Origin of the sequence: Clostridium aceticum (assembly GCF_001042715.1) — a bacterium.
Taxonomy (GTDB): domain Bacteria; phylum Bacillota; class Clostridia; order Peptostreptococcales; family Natronincolaceae; genus Andreesenella; species Andreesenella acetica.
The window spans coordinates 3,815,132-3,836,802 of sequence record NZ_CP009687.1 but is presented as its reverse complement, the minus strand read 5'-3'; the positions used below and the strand labels follow the sequence as shown (position 1 = coordinate 3,836,802).

At 37.6% G+C, this 21,671-nt stretch carries 27 protein-coding genes; all 27 read left to right on the top strand.

What is annotated here, in order from left to right:
• Positions 1 to 83: 83 nt before the first annotated feature.
• Complete coding sequence (gene rpoB / locus CACET_RS17675; protein WP_082058332.1) at positions 84 to 3,836, top strand: DNA-directed RNA polymerase subunit beta; 3,753 nt, start codon at positions 84 to 86, stop codon at positions 3,834 to 3,836.
• 63 nt (positions 3,837 to 3,899) lie between these two features.
• Entirely contained in the window at positions 3,900 to 7,415 is a 3,516-nt protein-coding gene (gene rpoC, locus CACET_RS17670; protein WP_044826533.1) for a DNA-directed RNA polymerase subunit beta', read from the top strand.
• A 227-nt stretch (positions 7,416 to 7,642) separates the two neighbouring features.
• Positions 7,643 to 7,888, top strand: coding sequence for a ribosomal L7Ae/L30e/S12e/Gadd45 family protein (locus tag CACET_RS17665; RefSeq protein WP_044826532.1), 246 nt, complete (start codon positions 7,643 to 7,645; stop codon positions 7,886 to 7,888).
• Positions 7,889 to 7,993: 105 nt separating this feature from the next.
• Positions 7,994 to 8,410 carry a 30S ribosomal protein S12 gene (gene rpsL, locus CACET_RS17660; RefSeq protein WP_044826531.1) on the top strand — a complete coding sequence of 139 codons (417 nt, stop codon included), beginning with the start codon at positions 7,994 to 7,996 and terminating at the stop codon, positions 8,408 to 8,410.
• 115 nt (positions 8,411 to 8,525) lie between these two features.
• Positions 8,526 to 8,996: a 30S ribosomal protein S7 gene (rpsG, locus tag CACET_RS17655; RefSeq protein ID WP_044826530.1), complete on the top strand. Its 471-nt coding sequence runs from the start codon at positions 8,526 to 8,528 to the stop codon at positions 8,994 to 8,996.
• A 96-nt stretch (positions 8,997 to 9,092) separates the two neighbouring features.
• Complete coding sequence (fusA, locus tag CACET_RS17650) at positions 9,093 to 11,168, top strand: elongation factor G (protein ID WP_044826529.1); 2,076 nt, start codon at positions 9,093 to 9,095, stop codon at positions 11,166 to 11,168.
• A 106-nt stretch (positions 11,169 to 11,274) separates the two neighbouring features.
• On the top strand, positions 11,275 to 12,468 hold the full coding sequence (tuf, locus tag CACET_RS17645; RefSeq protein ID WP_044826578.1) for an elongation factor Tu: 1,194 nt from the start codon (positions 11,275 to 11,277) through the stop codon (positions 12,466 to 12,468).
• 364 nt (positions 12,469 to 12,832) lie between these two features.
• Complete coding sequence (gene rpsJ / locus CACET_RS17640; RefSeq protein WP_044826198.1) at positions 12,833 to 13,153, top strand: 30S ribosomal protein S10; 321 nt, start codon at positions 12,833 to 12,835, stop codon at positions 13,151 to 13,153.
• Between the two features lie 96 nt (positions 13,154 to 13,249).
• Entirely contained in the window at positions 13,250 to 13,882 is a 633-nt protein-coding gene (gene rplC, locus CACET_RS17635; RefSeq protein ID WP_052661559.1) for a 50S ribosomal protein L3, read from the top strand.
• Positions 13,883 to 13,906: 24 nt separating this feature from the next.
• On the top strand, positions 13,907 to 14,530 hold the full coding sequence (gene rplD, locus CACET_RS17630; RefSeq protein WP_044826200.1) for a 50S ribosomal protein L4: 624 nt from the start codon (positions 13,907 to 13,909) through the stop codon (positions 14,528 to 14,530).
• Positions 14,530 to 14,820 (top strand): 50S ribosomal protein L23, encoded by a 291-nt coding sequence (gene rplW / locus CACET_RS17625; protein ID WP_044826201.1) that lies wholly within the window; start codon positions 14,530 to 14,532, stop codon positions 14,818 to 14,820. Before rplD ends, rplW begins: the two co-directional genes overlap by 1 nt.
• Before the next feature lie 34 nt (positions 14,821 to 14,854).
• A complete protein-coding gene (rplB, locus tag CACET_RS17620) occupies positions 14,855 to 15,685 on the top strand; it encodes a 50S ribosomal protein L2 (protein ID WP_044826202.1) in 831 nt (276 codons plus the stop codon).
• 58 nt (positions 15,686 to 15,743) lie between these two features.
• A complete protein-coding gene (gene rpsS / locus CACET_RS17615) occupies positions 15,744 to 16,025 on the top strand; it encodes a 30S ribosomal protein S19 (RefSeq protein ID WP_044826203.1) in 282 nt (93 codons plus the stop codon).
• 58 nt (positions 16,026 to 16,083) lie between these two features.
• Positions 16,084 to 16,416: a 50S ribosomal protein L22 gene (rplV, locus tag CACET_RS17610; RefSeq protein WP_044826204.1), complete on the top strand. Its 333-nt coding sequence runs from the start codon at positions 16,084 to 16,086 to the stop codon at positions 16,414 to 16,416.
• Between the two features lie 19 nt (positions 16,417 to 16,435).
• Complete coding sequence (rpsC, locus tag CACET_RS17605; RefSeq protein ID WP_044826205.1) at positions 16,436 to 17,119, top strand: 30S ribosomal protein S3; 684 nt, start codon at positions 16,436 to 16,438, stop codon at positions 17,117 to 17,119.
• A gap of 32 nt (positions 17,120 to 17,151) precedes the next feature.
• Positions 17,152 to 17,595 (top strand): 50S ribosomal protein L16, encoded by a 444-nt coding sequence (rplP, locus tag CACET_RS17600; RefSeq protein WP_044826206.1) that lies wholly within the window; start codon positions 17,152 to 17,154, stop codon positions 17,593 to 17,595.
• Complete coding sequence (rpmC, locus tag CACET_RS17595) at positions 17,585 to 17,788, top strand: 50S ribosomal protein L29 (protein WP_044826207.1); 204 nt, start codon at positions 17,585 to 17,587, stop codon at positions 17,786 to 17,788. Before rplP ends, rpmC begins: the two co-directional genes overlap by 11 nt.
• A gap of 37 nt (positions 17,789 to 17,825) precedes the next feature.
• Positions 17,826 to 18,080 (top strand): 30S ribosomal protein S17, encoded by a 255-nt coding sequence (gene rpsQ, locus CACET_RS17590; protein WP_144414802.1) that lies wholly within the window; start codon positions 17,826 to 17,828, stop codon positions 18,078 to 18,080.
• A 27-nt stretch (positions 18,081 to 18,107) separates the two neighbouring features.
• Positions 18,108 to 18,476, top strand: coding sequence for a 50S ribosomal protein L14 (gene rplN / locus CACET_RS17585; RefSeq protein ID WP_044826209.1), 369 nt, complete (start codon positions 18,108 to 18,110; stop codon positions 18,474 to 18,476).
• A 17-nt stretch (positions 18,477 to 18,493) separates the two neighbouring features.
• Positions 18,494 to 18,805, top strand: coding sequence for a 50S ribosomal protein L24 (gene rplX, locus CACET_RS17580; RefSeq protein WP_044826210.1), 312 nt, complete (start codon positions 18,494 to 18,496; stop codon positions 18,803 to 18,805).
• 26 nt (positions 18,806 to 18,831) lie between these two features.
• Positions 18,832 to 19,371: a 50S ribosomal protein L5 gene (gene rplE, locus CACET_RS17575; protein ID WP_044826211.1), complete on the top strand. Its 540-nt coding sequence runs from the start codon at positions 18,832 to 18,834 to the stop codon at positions 19,369 to 19,371.
• A 16-nt stretch (positions 19,372 to 19,387) separates the two neighbouring features.
• Entirely contained in the window at positions 19,388 to 19,573 is a 186-nt protein-coding gene (locus tag CACET_RS17570; RefSeq protein WP_044826212.1) for a type Z 30S ribosomal protein S14, read from the top strand.
• A gap of 23 nt (positions 19,574 to 19,596) precedes the next feature.
• Positions 19,597 to 19,995: a 30S ribosomal protein S8 gene (rpsH, locus tag CACET_RS17565; RefSeq protein ID WP_044826213.1), complete on the top strand. Its 399-nt coding sequence runs from the start codon at positions 19,597 to 19,599 to the stop codon at positions 19,993 to 19,995.
• 28 nt (positions 19,996 to 20,023) lie between these two features.
• Positions 20,024 to 20,563, top strand: coding sequence for a 50S ribosomal protein L6 (gene rplF, locus CACET_RS17560; RefSeq protein WP_044826214.1), 540 nt, complete (start codon positions 20,024 to 20,026; stop codon positions 20,561 to 20,563).
• A gap of 19 nt (positions 20,564 to 20,582) precedes the next feature.
• Positions 20,583 to 20,951, top strand: coding sequence for a 50S ribosomal protein L18 (gene rplR, locus CACET_RS17555; protein WP_044826215.1), 369 nt, complete (start codon positions 20,583 to 20,585; stop codon positions 20,949 to 20,951).
• Positions 20,952 to 20,969: 18 nt separating this feature from the next.
• Positions 20,970 to 21,476 carry a 30S ribosomal protein S5 gene (gene rpsE / locus CACET_RS17550; protein WP_044826216.1) on the top strand — a complete coding sequence of 169 codons (507 nt, stop codon included), beginning with the start codon at positions 20,970 to 20,972 and terminating at the stop codon, positions 21,474 to 21,476.
• Between the two features lie 13 nt (positions 21,477 to 21,489).
• Positions 21,490 to 21,669, top strand: coding sequence for a 50S ribosomal protein L30 (rpmD, locus tag CACET_RS17545; protein WP_044826217.1), 180 nt, complete (start codon positions 21,490 to 21,492; stop codon positions 21,667 to 21,669).
• Positions 21,670 to 21,671 lie beyond the last annotated feature (2 nt).

The following is a 21,671-nucleotide window of genomic DNA, read 5'->3' as shown; positions in this document are numbered from 1 at the left end:
GACTTTTTAAAATAAAGTTATGTCTTATCCAAAAAAGTTATGTCTATGTTGTTTTTACTTTATTACGAGGAGTGAATATTAATATGCCACATCCTGTCGAAGTTGGTAAGAAAGTTAGAATGAGCTATTCACAAATTGACGAAGTCGTCGACATGCCTAACCTCATCGAACTTCAAAAAGAGTCCTACCAATGGTTTTTAGATGAAGGACTTAAAGAAGTGTTCAATGATATTTCCCCCATAGAAGATTACACTGGCAATTTAATTTTAGAGTTCGTAGACTATTCCTTAGACGAAAATATTAAGTATGACGTAGAGGAATCAAAAGAACGAGATGTTACCTATGCCGCCCCTTTGAAGGTAAAAGTAAGATTAATCAATAAAGAAACAGGGGAAGTAAAGGAGCAAGAAGTCTTTATGGGAGATTTCCCTATCATGACAGATACAGGGACATTTATCATTAATGGTGCTGAAAGGGTTATTGTTAGTCAGCTAGTCCGATCTCCTGGGGTGTATTATAGCAGGGAATTTGACAAAACAGGGAAGCCGCTTTTTTCTTCTACTGTTATTCCCAATAGAGGAGCATGGCTAGAATATGAAACAGATTCAAACGATGTTGTTTCAGTAAGAATAGATCGTACCCGTAAACAGCCGGTCACAGTGCTTTTAAGAGCTCTAGGTTATGGAAATGATCAGCAAATTAAAGATCTATTAGGAGAAGATGAACGTCTTCTGGCTACATTGGAAAAAGATAATACAAAGAATACGGATGAAGGACTATTAGAAATTTATAAAAAATTAAGACCTGGTGAACCGCCTACCGTAGAAAGTGCTACATCTTTGTTGAATTCTTTGTTCTTTGATCCAAAACGCTACGACTTGGCGAAGGTGGGTAGATACAAGCTAAATAAAAAGCTATCTTTAGCTAATAGAATTTTGAACAAAAAAGCAGCAGAAAATATCATGAATCCTATTACGGGAGAAATCATGGTAGAAGAAGGACAGAAAATCGATCGTGATACATCCGTGGCCATACAAAATGCAGGAATTAATGTTGTGTCAGTATATTCTGAAGAACATAAAGCTGTAAAAGTGTTGGGTAACCACTTTGTTGATATAAGAACCCACGTTGCCTTTAATATAGATGATCTAAAAATTAAAGAGAAGGTATATTACCCATTATTAAAAGAAATATTAGATACTTTCCAAACAGAAGAAGAAATCAAAGAGGCAATAAAAGATAAAAAAAGGGAGTTAATACCTAAGCATGTTATTGTGTCAGATATTATTGCATCTATAAACTATATATTTAACTTAGCTCATGATATAGGAAATATTGATGACATTGACCATTTGGGAAATAGAAGACTACGTTCAGTAGGTGAATTACTTCAGAATCAATTTAGAATTGGTTTATCTAGAATGGAGAGAGTTGTTAAGGAAAGAATGACGATTCAAGATGTAGAACTAGTTACGCCTCAAGCATTGATCAATATCCGTCCTGTGGCTGCTTCTATTAAAGAATTCTTTGGAAGTTCACAGTTATCTCAATTTATGGATCAAACTAACCCATTAGCAGAACTAACCCATAAGAGAAGACTCTCAGCTCTTGGTCCAGGAGGTCTTTCAAGAGAAAGAGCAGGTTTTGAGGTAAGAGACGTTCATCATTCTCATTATGGTAGAATGTGCCCGATAGAAACCCCTGAGGGACCAAACATCGGCTTAATTAACTCTTTAAGTACATATGCTAGGGTAAATGAGTATGGATTTATTGAATCCCCTTACAGGAAAGTAGATCGCAAAAGAATGGTAGTTACCAGTGAGATAGAATATCTTACAGCAGACGAAGAGGATCTATTTATTGTTGCACAGGCCAATGAGCCTTTAGACGAAGAAGGACGCTTTGCAAATAAAAGAGTAACAGTAAGAACGCGATTTGGAGGCATCGATGTTGTACCATACAACGAAGTGGACTATATGGATGTATCGCCAAAACAAGTAGTTTCAGTGGCGACTGCTATGATTCCTTTCTTAGAGAATGACGATGCTAACCGTGCTTTGATGGGATCTAACATGCAACGTCAAGCTGTTCCGTTGTTGATCACCAATGCGCCCATCATTGGTACTGGCATGGAGTATAAAGCAGCTAAAGACTCTGGAGTTGTTGTTGTATCTAGAAGCAGCGGTGTTGTTGATAAGGTTTCCGCTAATGAGATCATCATCAAGACAGAGGACGGAAAGAAGGACAGATATAAGCTTCTAAAATTCAAAAGATCAAACCAAGGGACTTGCATTAATCAAAGACCCATCGTTAATAAGGGTGAAGTAATTAAAGCAGGTGATGTTATTGCCGACGGCCCTTCAACAGACCAAGGAGAAATTGCATTAGGTAGAAATTGTCTTATAGGTTTCATGACATGGGAAGGTTATAACTACGAAGATGCTATTTTGATTAATGAAAAATTAGTAGAGGAAGATGCGCTGACATCTATTCATATCGAAGAATATGAGGCAGATGCTAGAGATACAAAATTGGGTCCTGAAGAGATTACTCGAGATATTCCCAATGTAGGTGAAGATGCTTTAAAGGACTTAGACGAAAGAGGGATTATTCGTATAGGAGCTGAAGTGCAGTCTGGGGACATTTTAGTAGGCAAAGTAACACCGAAGGGTGAAACTGAACTGACAGCAGAAGAAAGGTTGCTGAGGGCAATCTTTGGTGAAAAGGCTAGAGAAGTAAGGGATACTTCTTTAAAGGTGCCTCATGGTGAATCAGGAATTATTGTAGATATCAAAGTTTTTACTCGGGAAAATGGTGATGAACTACCTCCAGGTGTTAACGAACTAGTAAGGGTGTACATCGCTAAAAAGAGAAAAATAAATGTTGGAGATAAAATGGCTGGACGTCACGGAAACAAAGGGGTTATTTCAAGGGTATTACCTCAAGAAGATATGCCTTTCTTAGCGGACGGAACGCCTTTAGAGATTGTTTTAAATCCACTAGGAGTACCTTCCCGTATGAATATTGGGCAGGTATTGGAAATCCATTTAGGTCTAGCGGCAAAGGCACTAGGATGGAAGGTAGCCACACCAGTATTTGATGGTGCAAATGAAGAAGATATTATGGACGCACTAGAGGAAGCCGGATACCCTAGGAGTGGAAAATTGACGCTTTACGATGGAAGAACTGGAGAATCATTTGATAATCCAGTAACAGTAGGATATATGTATATGTTAAAACTGCATCACTTAGTTGATGATAAGATTCATGCCAGAAGTACTGGTCCTTACTCCCTTGTTACGCAGCAGCCATTAGGAGGAAAAGCTCAGTTTGGTGGTCAACGTTTTGGAGAGATGGAGGTTTGGGCACTGGAGGCTTATGGTGCTGCCTATACATTACAGGAAATTCTTACAGTAAAGTCTGATGATGTGGTGGGACGTGTCAAAACCTATGAATGTATTGTTAAGGGAGAAAACATTCCTGAACCAGGGGTGCCTGAATCTTTTAAAGTACTTATAAAAGAGCTACAAAGTTTATGTTTAAATGTAAAGGTACTAATGGAAGGAGAACAAGAGGTGGAAATTAAAGAGTCCATAGAAGATGATGTAGCAGATCTTAATATGGAACATGGTGATTTCCCATATGCTCCTGAAGATGAAGCAGATCAAAATGAAATAAATGACGATGATGAAGAGCAAGAAGAGCAAGAAGAGCAAGAAGAAGAGATAGAGATAGATGAAGACTATATCATAGAAGACGAAGAACTAAAAAAGTCAGGCTATAAGGATGAATTTCTAGAAGATTTTGACGGATATGATGATGATTATGAGGATTAAAAATTTAATAAAATTATATACTAACTTATAGTTATTAAACTATAGAGAAGGGAGAGAGACTCCTTGTACGAATTAAATAATTTTGAATCTATTAAAATTTCATTGGCATCTCCAGAAAAAATTAGACAGTGGTCTAAGGGTGAGGTTAAAAAACCTGAAACTATTAACTACAGAACATTAAAGCCTGAAAAAGAGGGATTGTTCTGTGAGAAAATTTTTGGACCCACAAAAGATTGGGAATGTCACTGTGGTAAGTATAAGCGTGTCAGATACAAAGGAGTTGTATGTGATCGTTGTGGTGTTGAAGTAACAAAGTCCAAAGTAAGAAGAGAAAGAATGGGACATATAGAGTTAGCTGCCCCAGTGTCTCACATTTGGTATTTTAAAGGTATACCTAGTAGGATGGGATTATTATTAGACATGTCGCCAAGATCCCTAGAAAAAGTACTGTACTTTGCAGCTTATATTGTAATAGAGCCAGGAGAAACACCTTTAACTGAAAAGCAGATTTTGACTGAGAAGGAATATAGTGAAGGGTTAGAAAAGTATGGATCTAACTTTAAGGCTGCTATGGGGGCCGAGGCGGTTAAAGAAATACTGTCTAGAATTAATCTTGAAGAACTATCAAAAGAGCTAAAGCACAAGTTGAAGGAAAGTACTGGACAAAAAAGAGTACGAACCATTAGACGTCTTGAGGTGGTAGAGGCATTTAGACAATCTGGTAATAAACCTGAGTGGATGATTGTAGATGCCGTGCCAGTAATTCCTCCTGACTTAAGACCTATGGTGCAATTGGACGGTGGTAGATTTGCTACCTCTGATTTAAACGATCTATATCGAAGAGTAATCAATCGTAACAATCGTTTGAAGCGATTATTAGATTTAGGTGCTCCTGATATCATTGTTAGAAACGAAAAAAGGATGCTGCAGGAGGCAGTAGATGCCTTAATTGATAACGGCAGAAGAGGAAAGCCTGTAACAGGTCCTGGAAACAGACCACTGAAGTCACTTTCCGATATGCTAAAGGGTAAGCAAGGACGTTTCAGACAAAACCTTTTAGGAAAGCGTGTAGACTATTCAGGACGTTCAGTTATTGTTGTTGGCCCCGAACTGAAGTTTTATCAATGTGGTCTGCCTAAAAAGATGGCCTTGGAGCTATTCAAGCCCTTTGTCATGAAAAAACTTGTAGAGAATAATTATGCTCATAATATTAAAAGTGCGAAACGTATGGTGGAAAAGGTAAAACCAGAGGTATGGGATGTATTGGAAGAGGTAATCAAAGAACATCCTGTGTTGCTTAATAGAGCACCTACCCTGCATAGATTAGGGATTCAAGCCTTTGAACCAATCCTAGTAGAAGGTAAGGCGATTAAGCTGCATCCATTGGTATGTACTGCTTATAATGCAGATTTCGATGGAGATCAAATGGCGGTACACGTACCATTATCTGTCGAAGCTCAGGCAGAAGCTAGATTTTTAATGCTGGCGCCTAACAATATACTAGCTCCAAAGGATGGGCAGCCAATCACTACACCAACACAGGATATGGTGTTGGGCAGTTATTATCTTACCATTGAAGTACCTGGTGTTAAAGGAGAAGGCATGATCTTTAAAGATTTTGAAGAAATGCTGATGGCCTATGATACCGGAGTGGTAGACCTACATGCTAGGGTTAAGGTGAGAACAAAGTTAAACAAAGAAGATCCAGGAAAGTTAGTAGAAAGTACTGTTGGCAGATTTATTTTTAATGAAAAAATACCTCAAAACTTAGGTTTTGTAGATCGTACCAAGGATTTATATGCTTTGGAAGTTGACTTTTTATGTGACAAAAAGGCTTTAGGAAAAGTTATTGATAAGTCCTTTAGAAAGTTGGGCAATACAACTACTTCTATTATGTTGGACTATATAAAACAAACAGGCTTTAAGTTCTCTACTAAAGGTGCTATCACTATAGCCGTATCAGATATGGAAGTGCCAGATGAAAAACCAGAGCTGATTTCAGAAGCTGAAGAAAAAGTCGATAAGTATGAGAAGGCCTATAGAAGAGGATTAATCTCTGATGAAGAAAGATACGAAAGAGTTATTGAAACCTGGACGGAAACGACAGAAAAAGTTACCGATGCCCTAATGGCGGGCTTGGATAGATTAAATAATGTATTTATCATGGCTCACTCAGGTGCTAGGGGTAGTAAAAACCAAATTAGACAGCTAGGTGGTATGAGGGGATTGATGGCAAATGCCTCTGGCCATACGGTGGAAATGCCGATTAAAGCTAACTTCCGTGAAGGCTTATCTGTACTAGAATACTTTATTTCTACTCATGGGGCTAGAAAAGGATTGGCGGATACTGCCCTTAGAACTGCTGACTCAGGATATCTAACTAGACGTCTTGTAGATGTTAGTCAAGATATTATTATTCGGGAAATTGATTGTGGTACCACAGAAGGCATTGTAGCTTCTGCCTTTAAGGATGGCAACGAAGTAATTGAAGAACTATATGATAGACTAGTTGGCAGACATGCATTAGAAGATATTCTTCACCCTGAAACTGGAGAAGTGATGGTTGCTAAAGATGCTATGATCACTGAAGAAGATGCAGAAAGAATCATTACTGTCGGTTTAGAAAAAGTAAAAATTAGAACAGCATTAAATTGTAAAACAAGGCACGGTGTATGTGCAACTTGTTATGGTAGAAACTTAGCTACTGGCGAAGCTGTTCAGGTAGGAGAGGCTGTAGGTATTATTGCTGCACAGTCTATTGGAGAACCAGGAACACAGCTTACTATGAGAACCTTCCATACTGGCGGGGTTGCCGGTGCGGATATTACTCAAGGTTTGCCGAGGGTAGAGGAATTGTTTGAGGCAAGGAAACCAAAGGGATTAGCTATTATTAGTGAAATCGGAGGTACCATTGAAGTTCTAGAGTCTAGAAGAAAACGTGAAGTTGTTGTAAGAAATGCTACTGAGGAGAAAAAGTATGAGATTCCTTACAGTTCTAGAGTAAAAGTAAAACAAGGTCAGGTTATTGAAGCTGGAGATGAAATTACACAAGGATCTGTAAATCCTCATGATATTCTTAAAATCAAGGGTGTAGAAGGTGTTGAAAACTATATCATTAAAGAAGTACAGAGGGTGTACCGTCTACAGGGTGTTGATATCAACGATAAGCATGTTGAGGTTATTGTAAGACAGATGTTGAGTAAGGCAAAGGTTGAAGATTCTGGTGATACTGACTTGTTACCTGGAGCACTGGAAACTGTATTTGACTTAAAAGAAGTAAATGAAAAGGCAACAGAAGAAGGTAAAAAAGAAGCGACCTATACAGTAACCCTACTAGGTATTACTAAAGCTTCATTAGCTACAGAATCCTTCTTATCTGCTGCATCTTTCCAAGAAACTACAAGAGTTTTAACGGAGGCTGCTATCAAGGGTAAGGAAGACTACCTGATAGGACTGAAGGAAAATGTAATTATTGGTAAACTAATTCCTGCTGGTACAGGAATGAAACGATATAAGAATATTGCCTTAAGTACAGAAGATGAAACACCAGAAGATATGGAAGAAAAAGAAGAGGAATAAAAACCATTTTTTTTCAAAGATGAGGGATAAAGTTCTAACATCAACTTAATAAATAAGTAGTTGACACACTAATTAACAAGTGTTAGAATATTTAAGTGTGTTATACACAGCATTGTGAGTGTTGCACACAGTACAGTGAGATCAAGATGGAAAATTTCAGAATAAAAGTGGACTTTTAACTGGGAGACTAAAAGTCTCCCAGATCTACGAAAAAGGAGGAAACTTTTATGTTAGATTCTCTGCAGATGGCCAATAATAAGGTGGTTGGCGTTAAGCAAACCAACAAGGCGTTAGCTGAAGATAAAGTAAAGACGCTTTACTTAGCGGAGGATGCAGAAATGTATCTAGTGGAAAAACTTAAGAACACCGCTAGCAATAAAGGTGTAGAAATTGTCTTTGTTGATTCCATGAAAAAACTTGGTAAAGCCTGCGGTATCGATGTTAGTGCAGCGGCCGTAGCGATATTAAAGTAGTGAGTAGTTTGCACTTAAATTTGGCAAAAATATTTTATCTTATATTGCAAAAAAGATAAAAGTTTTTCTATGTTTAAAGCTTTTTATTGGAAGGAGGTGCGATGGATGCCAACAATAAGCCAGTTAGTACGTAAAGGTAGAAAAGAAATTCAAGAAAAATCAACAGCTCCTGCATTACAAAAAGGTTTCAACTCTTTGAGAAGAGTAGCTACCGACAAAAGTTCTCCACAAAAAAGAGGAGTTTGTACTTCTGTTAAAACTGTTACACCTAAAAAGCCTAACTCAGCGTTAAGAAAAGTAGCTAGGGTAAGACTTACAAATGGTATTGAAGTAACAGCTTATATCCCAGGAATTGGTCATAACCTTCAAGAGCATAGTGTTGTTCTAATCAGAGGTGGAAGGGTAAAAGACTTACCAGGGGTTAGATACCATATTGTTAGAGGTACATTAGATACTGCAGGTGTAGCTAACAGACAGCAAGCAAGATCAAAGTACGGTGCAAAGAGACCTAAGAAAAAATAGTAGACGTCGGAGCGATGATGCATATATATAAAGCATTGAACTGCGCACGACGGCAATCTTTAAATTGGTTGTCGAGTACCGATGAACAATTTCATTCATTGAGGAGGGAAGAAAAGTGCCAAGAAAAGGGAATGTACCTAAAAGAGAAGTGTTACCAGATCCTATGTATGGTAGCAAAGTTGTTACAAAATTAATCAATGGCATTATGTTAGATGGTAAAAAAGGAACAGCTCAAAGAATTGTTTATGATGCCTTCGATTTAATAAAAGAAAGAACTGGAGAAGAGCCAGTTGAAGTTTTTGAAAAAGCTATGAACAACATCATGCCAATACTAGAAGTTAAGGCAAGACGTGTTGGTGGAGCTAACTACCAAGTACCAATAGAGGTAAGACCTGAGAGAAGAGAAACTCTAGGAATCAGATGGTTGGTAGGCTATACCAAAAAAAGAGGCGAAAAAGGCATGGATGAAAAATTAGCAAAAGAAATTATGGATGCCGCTAACAACACAGGAGCATCAGTGAAGAAAAGAGAAGATACACATAAAATGGCGGAAGCAAACAAAGCATTTGCTCATTACAGATGGTAAAATAATGATTAAAATAGTAGTTTTTGGATATGCTAATGTATATTAGTTGCTAAAAATCACTGTAAATGTTTCGTTTCCTATGGAAGGAGGATGACAGTGGCAAGGCAGTTTCCACTAGAAAAAATAAGAAATATTGGTATTATGGCACACATTGATGCTGGTAAAACAACAACTACAGAGAGAATATTGTTTTATGCCGGCAGAATTAGAAAATTAGGTGAAACCCACGAGGGTGCATCGCAAATGGACTGGATGGAGCAGGAAAAAGAGAGAGGTATTACTATCACTTCAGCTGCTACTACCTGTCAATGGGAAGATCATAGAATCAACATCATAGATACACCAGGTCACGTGGACTTTACTGTAGAGGTAGAAAGATCTCTAAGAGTATTGGACGGTTCAGTAGCTGTATTCTGTGCAAAAGGTGGGGTTGAACCTCAATCTGAAACTGTTTGGAGACAAGCGGATAAGTATAGAGTACCAAGAATGGCCTTTGTAAACAAAATGGATATCTTAGGTGCTGATTTCTTTCAAGCTGTAAAAATGATGAAGGAGAGATTAGGTGCCAATGCGATACCTATTCAGATCCCAATTGGTGCTGAAGATACCTTCAAGGGAATCATTGACTTGGTAAAGATGAATGCAACCATGTATAAAGATGATTTAGGTCAAGAGACTGAGATCGTAGACATCCCTGAGGATATGAGAGATGTTACTAATGAGTATAGAGAAATACTAGTTGAGGCAGTGGCTGAAACTGATGAAGAATTAATGATGCGTTATTTAGAGGGTGAAGAGTTTACAGAAGAAGAAATCATTGCTGGAATCAGAAGAGGTACGATTGCTACTCAAATGACACCAGTATTGTGTGGTTCTTCTTATAAAAACAAAGGGGTACAACGTCTATTAGATGCTGTTGTAACTTATATGCCTTCACCACTGGATATCCCAGCTATTAAAGGTGTAACAGAAGACACCGAACAAGAAATTGAAAGACATGCGGATGATGATGAGCCGTTTTCAGCATTAGCTTTCAAAATTATGGCGGATCCATATGTAGGAAAATTAGCTTTTTTCCGAGTTTATTCGGGAAAGCTTGAGTCTGGTTCTTATATCTTAAACTCTACAAAAGGGAAAAAAGAGAGAATTGGACGTATTCTTCAAATGCATGCCAATACAAGAGAAGAAATCACAGAAGTATATGCTGGTGATATTGCAGCTGCTGTAGGTTTAAAGGATACAACTACAGGGGATACGCTATGTGATCCTAACAATGTAGTAGTACTAGAGTCTATGGAGTTTCCAGAACCAGTTATTCATGTAGCGATTGAGCCAAAAACCAAAGCTGCTCAAGAAAAAATGGGGGTTGCTTTACAGAAACTTGCTGAAGAGGACCCAACCTTTAAAACTTATACAGATGAAGAAACAGGGCAAACCATCATTGCAGGTATGGGAGAACTTCACCTTGAAATCATTGTAGATAGAATGATGAGGGAGTTCAAAGTAGAGGCAAATGTAGGTAAACCTCAAGTTGCATATAAAGAGACAATCACTCAAGCTGTAGAGGTTGAGGGTAAATACGCTAAACAATCTGGGGGTCGTGGACAGTACGGACATGTTAAAATCCGTCTTATCCCACAAGAACCAGGTCAAGGATACCGTTTCGATAACCAGGTCGTTGGGGGAGCTATTCCAAGAGAATATATTCCTGCTGTTGATGCCGGTATTCAAGAAGCTATGAGCAATGGTATATTGGCTGGCTACGAAGTAGTTGACATGAGAGTAGAACTGTTTGACGGATCTTATCATGAAGTTGACTCTTCTGAAATGGCATTTAAAATTGCTGGTTCTATGGCTTTCAAAGATGGTATGAAGAAAGCGAAACCAGCCTTACTAGAACCATATATGAGAGTGGAGGTAACAACTCCTGAGGATTATATGGGAGACGTTATGGGTGATCTAAACTCAAGACGTGGTAAAATTGAAGGAATGGAGCCAAGAACAGGTGGAGTACAGGTGATCAAATGTCATGTACCACTATCTGAAATGTTTGGATACGCTACAGACCTACGTTCTAAAACACAGGGTCGTGCGGTATACTCTATGCACTTCAGTCATTATGAGCAAGTTCCAGCAAGTATTGCTGAAAAAGTGGTTGCTGGAAAACAATAGTGAAAACTGGGTAGCAGGTTTAAGCATTTGATCTGCTATCCTACCTTATAGATAAATAGTATAAAATACTTTTACTTAATACGTTAAAAACGAGGAGGAGTAAAAAATGGCAAAAGCAAAATATGAAAGAAATAAACCCCATGTAAACATAGGAACAATAGGACACGTTGACCATGGTAAAACAACATTAACAGCAGCGATTACAATGACATTAAACAAAAGATTAGGAACAGGTTCAGCAGTAGCCTTTGACCAAATCGATAAAGCACCAGAAGAAAGAGAAAGAGGAATCACAATTTCAACAGCACACGTTGAGTACGAAACAAACAACAGACACTACGCACACGTAGACTGCCCAGGCCATGCTGACTATGTAAAGAACATGATCACAGGAGCAGCACAAATGGACGGAGCGATCTTAGTAGTATCAGCAGCGGATGGTCCAATGCCACAAACAAGAGAGCATATCCTACTATCAAGACAAGTAGGTGTACCATACATCGTAGTATTCATGAACAAGTGTGATATGGTAGATGACGAAGAATTATTAGAGTTAGTAGAAATGGAAATCAGAGACCTATTAAACGAGTATGAGTTCCCAGGAGATGACACACCAGTAATCAAAGGATCAGCTTTACAAGCATTAAATGATCCAGACAGTGATTGGGGAACAAAGATTGTAGAGATGTTTGAAATCATCGACGAATACATCCCACAACCAGAAAGAGATATCGACAAGCCATTCCTAATGCCAGTAGAGGACGTATTCTCTATTACAGGTAGAGGAACAGTTGCAACAGGAAGAGTAGAAAGAGGCGTAGTAAAAGTACAAGACGAAATAGAGTTAGTAGGATTAGCAGAAGAATCAAGAAAGTTAATCGTAACAGGGGTAGAAATGTTTAGAAAATTACTAGACCAAGCAGAAGCAGGAGACAACGTAGGGGTATTACTAAGAGGTATCCAAAGAACAGAAATCGAAAGAGGACAAGTATTAGCAAAGCCTGGTACAATTAAGCCTCATACAAAGTTTAAAGCAGAGGTATATGTATTGAAAAAAGAAGAAGGTGGAAGACATACACCATTCTTTGATGGATACAGACCACAGTTTTATTTCAGAACAACAGACGTAACAGGAAGCATCAAGTTACCAGAAGGAACAGAAATGGTAATGCCAGGAGACAACATTACAATGGAAATCGAATTAATTAGCCCAATCGCTACAGAAGAAGGTTTAAGATTTGCGATCCGTGAAGGTGGAAGAACTGTAGGCGCTGGTGTAGTTGCTTCTATTATTGAGTAATTAACTTTTAAGATTAAATTTAGAAGAAGGGGTTTTTCTCTTCTTCTAAATTTGCATTATACTCTAGAAAAAAACACAGTAAAACTTTTAATAAATATTAAAAATAGGCTTGATATTTATAACAGGATGATATAAAATATACTAGTGTCTGTTTGACATGTTTATTTAATATTCATTGAGGCGATGAAGCGAAAGGTTGCCTGCAAGGGAAATTTTCGTGGAGAAATGTCTAGATCTATGAATCGGGCGACAAGACTACTGTATGATGTTCTTTAAAAAAATATCAACACACCCGGAACAGTGTATAAGTGGTCGAGGTCGTACGTAAAAAGAAATCACGTGCGATGAAAGGGAGGGAAAGTTAATGGCAACAGCAAAAGTTAAACAAAAAATTAGAATTAGATTAAAGGCGTATGATCATAAGGTGTTAGATCAATCGGCTGAAAAAATCGTTGAAACTGCAAAAAGAAGTGGTGCTGAGGTTTCTGGTCCGGTTCCATTGCCGACAGAAAAGCAAATCATTACGATATTAAGAGCAGTTCACAAATATAAGGATTCAAGAGAGCAGTTTGAAATGAGAACACACAAAAGATTAATCGATATCTTAAGCCCAACACCAAAAACTGTTGATGCTTTAATGAGATTAGATTTACCAGCTGGTGTGGATATTGAAATTAAATTATAATGTCAGTTTGACTAAGATAAAGTGATGAATTCATCCTATCTTAGTATGATTATACATGATGTGTAATCCGCTGTAAGATTAATAGGAGGTGTAGTGATGAAAGGTATTATCGGAAGAAAAATTGGGATGACTCAAGTTTTCGATCAAAGCGGTTTAGTAGTGCCTGTAACAGTAATTCAGGTAGATCCTAACGTTGTAGCTCAAGTGAAAACAACAGAGACGGATGGATACAATGCTGTTCAAATAGGCTACGGAGAAATCAAGGAAAAAAATGTTGGCAAGCCATTGAAAGGACACTTTGAAAAGGCTGGCGTAACGATTAGAAGAAGGTTGAAGGAATTTAGATTAGAAAATCCAACTGAATTTACAGTAGGACAAGAAATCAAAGTGGATACCTTCCAAGCAGGACAAAAAGTAGATATTACAGGTATTTCTAAAGGTAAGGGTTTCCAAGGTGTTATTAAAAGACATGGTCAAAGTAGAGGACCAGAATCCCACGGTTCTAGATACCATAGAAGACCTGGATCAATGGGAGCATCTTCATTCCCATCTAGAGTATTTAAAGGTAAAAAATTACCTGGGCATATGGGTGCGGTACAAGTAACTGTGCAAAACCTAGAAGTAGTAAAAGTAGACGTGGAAAGAAATGCACTTTTAGTAAAAGGTGCTGTGCCAGGACCTAAAAAAGGATTATTAATCATCAAAGAAACAATAAAACAAGGAAAATAATCTGATTAGAAAGGAGGAATTGCTATGCCTAAAGTAGCTGTATACAATGTGTCTGGAGAACAAGTAAGTGAAATAGAATTAAATGAGAACGTGTTTGGCGTAGAAGTAAATCGACATGTACTTTATGAAGTTGTAAAGAATCAGTTAGCGAATAAAAGACAAGGAACACAGTCTGCTAAAACCAGAGCAGAAGTAAGAGGTGGCGGTAGAAAGCCTTGGAGACAAAAAGGAACAGGTCGCGCACGTCACGGAAGTATTCGTTCGCCGCTATGGGTTGGTGGTGGAACCATCTTTGCACCAAAACCAAGAGATTATAGCTATACATTACCAAAGAAGGTAAGAAGACTTGCTATGAAATCAGCCCTAAGTTCAAAAGTGAATAGCAATGAACTAATTGTACTAGATGAGTTATCTTTACAATTACCAAAAACAAAAGAAATGCTGAATATCCTTAAAAACCTAAAGGTTGATAAAAAGGCATTAATTGTAACAGGAGATAAAAATGACGCTGTGATTAAATCAGCTAGAAATATCCCTGGTGTTGATACGACTTCTGTAAATACATTAAATGTATATGATATCTTAAAATATGATAAATTTATCATTACCAAAGATGCGGTTCAAAAAGTGGAGGAGGTGTACGCATAATGACAAATCCACACGATATTGTTATTAGGCCATTAGTTACTGAACAAAGCATGCAAGACATCGCCGACAAAAAATATGCTTTTGTTGTAGATAGAAAAGCCAACAAAACAGAAATTAGAAGAGCCATTGAAAAAATCTTTAGTGTTAAGGTGGAGAAAGTGAACACAGTTAACATGAAGGGTAAAGTTAAAAGAATGGGTAGAAATGTTGGCAGAAGAGCGGACTGGAAAAAAGCGATCATTACTTTAACACAAGATAGCAAAGAAATCGAGTTATTTGAAGGAATGTAATGACTGATTTGTATTACGAAGGAGGGAAACAGTAATGGGTGTTAAAAAGTTTAATCCTACTTCACCAGCTAGAAGACAAATGACAGTTTCTACATTTGAAGAATTAACAAGGGTAGAACCAGAAAAGTCTTTATTAGAAACTATTTCTAAAACTGGTGGTAGAAATGCTCAAGGAAAGATCACCGTACGCCATAGAGGTGGCGGTATGAAAAGAAAGTATAGAATTATTGACTTTAAAAGAAACAAAGATGGCATCCCAGCCAACGTTGCTTCAATTGAATATGATCCAAATAGAACTGCAAACATTGCACTTTTAAACTATGCTGATGGAGAAAAAAGATATATCATTGCTCCAAATCATTTAAAAGCTGGAGATGTGGTGCAATCAGGACCTGACGTAGATATCAAGATAGGGAACGCTTTGCCACTAAGAAACATTCCTGTTGGTACAGTAGTACACAACATTGAAATGAAACCTGGTAAAGGCGGACAGATCGCAAGAGCCGCTGGTAACTCAGCACAGTTAATGGCGAAGGAAGGCAAATATGCATTACTAAGATTACCGTCAGGTGAAATTAGACAAATTGCTATCGACTGTAAAGCTACTGTTGGTGAAGTAGGAAATTTAGAGCATGAAAATATCACTATCGGTAAAGCTGGTAGAAAAAGACATATGGGTATTAGACCTACAGTAAGAGGTTCTGCAATGAATCCTAACGATCATCCACACGGTGGAGGGGAAGGTAGATCTCCTATCGGTAGACCATCACCAGTTACACCATGGGGTAAACCTGCTCTTGGATACAAAACACGTGACAAGAAAAAAGCGTCAAACAAGTTTATTGTATCTAGAAGAAAGAAATAATTTAGTCAGATAATATGAAGGTATAGATAGACACATACTTGTGAAGGGAGGAAAAGTCATGGGTAGATCACTTAAAAAAGGACCTTTTGTTCATGCTGGTTTATTAAAAAAGATCGAAGAAATGAACGAAAAGGATGAAAAGAAAGTTATCAAAACATGGTCAAGAGCATCTACTATTTTTCCACAAATGCTCGGACATACGATTGCTGTACATGATGGTAGAAAACACATTCCTGTATACGTTACTGAGGATATGGTAGGGCATAAATTAGGAGAGTTTGCTTTAACTAGAACCTATAGAGGACATGATGATAACGATAAAACAACAAAAAGAAAATAAACTTTGATTTGGTGGAATGTTTGATCGTTTGATCTACATTATGAAAGGAGGTCATTCCATGGAAGCAAAAGCAATTGCAAAATTTGTCAGGATCGCTCCTAGAAAAGCTCAACAAGTTGTTGATTTAGTTAGAGGAAAAAAAGTTGATGAAGCTTTAGCGATATTAAAGTATACACCTAAAGCGGCTGCACCAATCGTAGAAAAAGTTGTTAAGTCGGCTTTAGCTAATGCGGAAAATAACTATAGTATGGATAGAGATAGTCTATATGTGGCAGAGATTTATGCGGACCAAGGACCTACAATGAAACGTTTTAGACCAAGAGCTATGGGTCGTGCCACTACAATTAGAAAAAGAACAAGTCATATCGGTGTTGTGCTAAAAGAAAAATAGGATTTAAGGAGGGAAAATAATGGGTCAAAAGGTGAGTCCACACGGATTGAGGGTAGGTATCATTAAAGACTGGGATGCCAAATGGTATGCCAATAAAAAAGATTATTCAGACCTACTCGTCGAAGACCATAAAATCCGAAAATACGTAAAAGAAAAGCTTTTTGTTTCGGGAATTTCTAAAATAGAAATTGAAAGAGCCGCTAACAATCGCGTTAAGATAAATGTTCACACAGCAAAACCAGGAATGGTTATTGGTAAAGGTGGGCAAGGTGTTGAAGAACTTAAAAAGCAGTTAGAAAAAATGACAAACAAAAACGTAGCAGTAAACGTAGTAGAAGTAAAAAGACCAGAAACAGATGCTCAATTAGTAGCTGAAAACATTGCATTTTCATTAGAAAGAAGGGTATCCTTCAGAAGAGCAATGAAGCAAGCTATGCAAAGAGCAATGCGTTCAGGTGCTAAAGGAATCAAAGTATTAACTTCAGGTAGACTTGGTGGGGCAGAAATGGCTCGTTCAGAAGGATACAATGAGGGAAATGTTCCATTACACACATTAAGAGCGGATATTGATTATGGTTTTGCTGAAGCTATGACCACTTATGGAAAACTAGGTGTAAAGGTATGGATATATAAAGGTGAAATATTGCCTACGAAAAGAACTGTAGTTGTAGAAGAAAGTGCTAAAAATACAGAAAACAAGTAACAGATATGCCTTGAAGGAAGGAGGAATAGTGCATGTTAATGCCTAAAAGAGTAAAACGCCGTAGAGTGCATAGGGGTAAAATGACAGGTGAAGCCACAAGAGGAAACAAAGTTTCCTACGGAGAATTTGGAATTATGGCTTTAGAACCAGCATGGATTACCTCTAATCAAATAGAAGCTGCTCGTATTGCTATGACAAGATCTATTAAAAGAGGGGGTAAAGTTTGGATTAAAATTTTCCCTCACAAGCCTGTAACAAAAAAACCTGCTGAAACTCGTATGGGTGCTGGTAAAGGTTCACCAGAGTTTTGGGTAGCAGTTGTTAAGCCAGGTAGAGTAATGTTTGAATTAGCTGGAGTATCTGAAGAAAAAGCAAGAGAAGCGCTTAGACTTGCTATGCATAAATTACCAATCAAGTGTAAGTTTGTAACACGCCAAGAATTAGAAGTAAAGGGTGGTGAAGCTGATGAAAGCTAATATGTTAATAGATATGACTGATGTTGAATTGCAACAAAAATTAGCTGATTCAAAAAGTGAATTATTCAACTTGCGTTTCCAATTAGCGACCGGCCAGCTTGAAAACCCTTTGAGAATCAGAAACGTTCGCAAAGATATCGCTAGAATTAAAACAATCATTAGACAGCGTGAAATAAATAACGTAAATTCCTAATTGGATTATGATGCAAGGTGGAAGGGAGGCCAAACTCGTGGAAAGAGGAAGAAGAAAGATTAGAACAGGTCGTGTAGTAAGTGATAAAATGGACAAAACGATCGTAGTATTAGTAGAAGATTTTGTTCGTCATCCTTTATACGGCAAAGCAGTTAAGAGAACGACTAAATATAAAGCCCATGATGAAATGAACGAATGTGGAATTGGTGATAAAGTAAGAATTATGGAAACAAGACCATTGTCAAAGGACAAAAGATGGAGACTTGTTAGAGTGATAGAACAAGCTAAGTAAGAGAGAAGAGGAAAAGGAGGTATTGCTATGATCCAACAGGAATCACGGCTTACTGTTGCAGATAACTCAGGTGCGAAAGAATTACTTTGTATCCGCGTACTAGGTGGAACAAAAAGAAGATATGCAAGAATAGGTGATGTTATCATCTGTGCTGTTAAGAGTGCAACACCAGGAGGAGTTGTAAAGAAAGGTCAAGTTGTAAGAGCGGTTGTAGTTAGAACAAAGGCTCCTGTGAGACGTAAAGATGGTTTCTATATTCGATTTGACGAAAATGCTGCTGTGGTTATTAAAGAAGACAAACAACCAATGGGTACACGTATTTTTGGACCGGTAGCAAGAGAGTTAAGAGATAAAGAATTTATGAAGATCGTTTCCCTAGCTCCAGAAGTATTATAAACGAGGAGGTGTTACAAATGCGTATGAAAAAAGGTGACACAGTAGTAGTTATAGCTGGAAAAGATAAATCTAAAGTAGGTAAAGTACTACAAGTATTACCGAAAGTAAATAGAGTGATTGTTGAAGGCGTAAATATGGTGACAAAACACCAAAAACCAAACCCAAGAACACAGCAGGGAGGTATTATACGCCATGAAGCTCCTATCCATGCATCTAATGTAATGTTCTTTGAGAAAAAAGCTAACCAAGGTGTTAGAGTTGGATATAAGCTTTTACAAAACGGTGAAAAAGTAAGGGTAAGCAAAAAGACTGGCGAAGTATTAGACTAAAGTGAAGAAGGGAGGTAAGTCTAGTAATGGCTAGATTAAGAGAAAAATATAAAAATGAAATTGCAGCAGCGATGATGGAAAAATTTGGTTATAGCAATGTGATGGAAATTCCAAAACTTGAAAAAGTTGTTATTAATATGGGAATTGGTGACGCTAAGGACAATGCTAAAAGTCTTGAAGTTGCGGTGAAGGAATTGGCTACAATAGCTGGACAAAAGCCTGTTATTACTAAAGCTAAAAAATCAGTTTCTAACTTTAAAGTGCGTGAAGGTATGTCAATAGGTGCTAAGGTTACCTTAAGAGGCGAAAAGATGTATGAATTTGTAGATAGATTAGTAAATGTTGCACTACCAAGGGTAAGAGACTTTAGAGGGGTAAGTGCTAAAGCCTTCGACGGTAGAGGAAACTATGCACTAGGAATCAAAGAGCAATTGATTTTCCCAGAGATTGAGTACGATCAAGTGGAAAAAGTTCGCGGAATGGATATTATCTTTGTCACCACTGCTAAAACAGATGAAGAGAGTCGTGAGTTGTTAAAGTTAATGGGAATGCCTTTCGTAAAATAAGAAGGAGGTACATGTAGTGGCAAAAACATCTCTAAAAGTAAAGCAACAAAGAAAACAAAAATATCAAACAAGAGAGTATACTAGATGTAAAATTTGTGGAAGACCACATGCTTATTTAAGAAAATTTGGTATATGTCGTATATGCTTTAGAGAACTAGCCTACAAGGGGCAAATACCAGGTGTGAAAAAAGCTAGCTGGTAAAATCGGGAAGGAGGTAAAAGGTTATGACAATGACAGATCCAATTGCAGATATGCTTACACGGGTTAGGAACGCCAGTGCGGTGAAACATGAAACAGTAGATATTCCTGCGTCTAATGTAAAAAAGGAAATTGCAAACATTCTTCTTGAAGAAGGTTTTGTAAAAGGATTCGATGTAATTGAAGACGGAAAACAAGGTATCATTAGAATGCAGTTAAAATACGGAAAAAACAAAGAAAAAGTTATCACAGGTATAAAGCGTATTTCAAAGCCAGGGTTAAGAGTTTATGCTAAAAAAGATGAAATTCCAAGGGTATTAGGTGGGCTAGGAATAGCGATTATTTCTACATCTAAAGGAATTATTACGGATAAAATTGCTAGAAAAGAAGGCGTTGGCGGAGAGGTTGTCGCTTACATCTGGTAATCGTAATAACTTTAAAGGAGGTGCAAATATGTCAAGAATAGGTGTTAAGCCAATAGAGCTATCGAATGAAGTTGAAGTGAAAGTTGATGAGAATAATGTTGTTACTGTTAAAGGCCCGAAGGGGATGCTGACAGAACAAATTCATAAAGATATTACTATAAAGCAAGAAGAAAACACGATTGTTGTTGAAAGACCAACTAACAACAAAAAACATAGATCTTTACATGGTTTATCAAGATCGCTAGTGGCTAATATGGTTGATGGTGTAGTGAAGGGATATGAGAAAAAGTTACAATTGGTTGGTGTTGGTTACAGAGCAAATAAGCAAGGTGACAAACTAGTGCTTAGCTTAGGTTTTTCTCACCCAGTAGAAATGGTGGATCCAGAGGGTGTTACAACAGAAGTACCTTCTCAAACTGAAATTCTTGTTAAAGGAATTAACAAGCAGGCTGTTGGAAACTATGCAGCTAAAATCCGTGAATTAAGAAAACCTGAGCCATACAAAGGTAAAGGAATTAAATATTCGGATGAAGTGATCAGACGTAAAGAAGGTAAGACTGGTAAGTAATAGAAAGGAGTGAAATAAGGTGATCAAGAAGGTAAGTAAGAACCTTACAAGAATGAAAAGACATCAGAGAGTTCGTAATAAAGTCTCTGGTACAGCTAAGCGTCCAAGATTAAATGTATATAGAAGTTTAAATAACATTTATGCTCAAGTCATCAATGACGAAAATGGTCAAACCTTAGCAGCAGCTTCAACTATGGATAAAGAAATCAAACAGCAAGCTGAAGCTACAGGCAACCAGAATGCTGCGAAATTAGTAGGACAGTTAGTAGCTAAAAGAGCTTTAGAAAAAGGTATTACAACTGTGACTTTTGATCGTGGTGGATATATTTATCATGGAAGAGTAAAAGCGATGGCAGAAGGTGCAAGAGAAGCCGGACTTAACTTTTAATAAGAAGGAGGGAAATAAATGCTACGCAAGCGTATAGATGCTAGTCAACTTGATTTAAAAGAACAAGTTGTTGACATAAGACGTGTTACTAAGGTTGTAAAGGGCGGTAGAAACTTCAGATTTGCTGCTTTAGTAGTAGTTGGAGATGAAAACGGACATGTGGGAGTAGGATCTGGAAAAGCTATGGAAATCCCAGATGCTATTAGAAAAGGAATCCAAGATGCAAAGAAAAATCTAATCAAGGTACCAATTGTTAAGACCACAGTTCCTCACAAAATCATTGGACACTTCGGTGCTGGCAATGTATTAATTATGCCTGCTTCAGAGGGTACTGGTATCATTGCTGGGGGACCAGTTCGTGCGGTACTAGAGTTAGCAGGAGTGAAGGATGTAAGAGCAAAGTCTTTAGGTTCAAACAACTCAAGAAATATGGTAAATGCTACAATGGATGGCTTAAGAAATTTAAAAAGAGCAGAGGATGTAGCTAGACTAAGAGGCAAATCCATAGAAGAACTCTTAGGTTAGGAGGGAAAATACTATGGCAAATGTAAATATCAAACTGATAAAAAGCGTTATTGGTTCACTACCAAAACAAAGAAAAACAGTTGAAGCATTGGGATTATCTAAGGTTGGTCAAGTAGTAGAAAAGCCTGATAATGCTCAAATTAGAGGCATGATTGAAAGAGTAAAACACTTAGTAGAAGTTGTAGAAGCATAAAT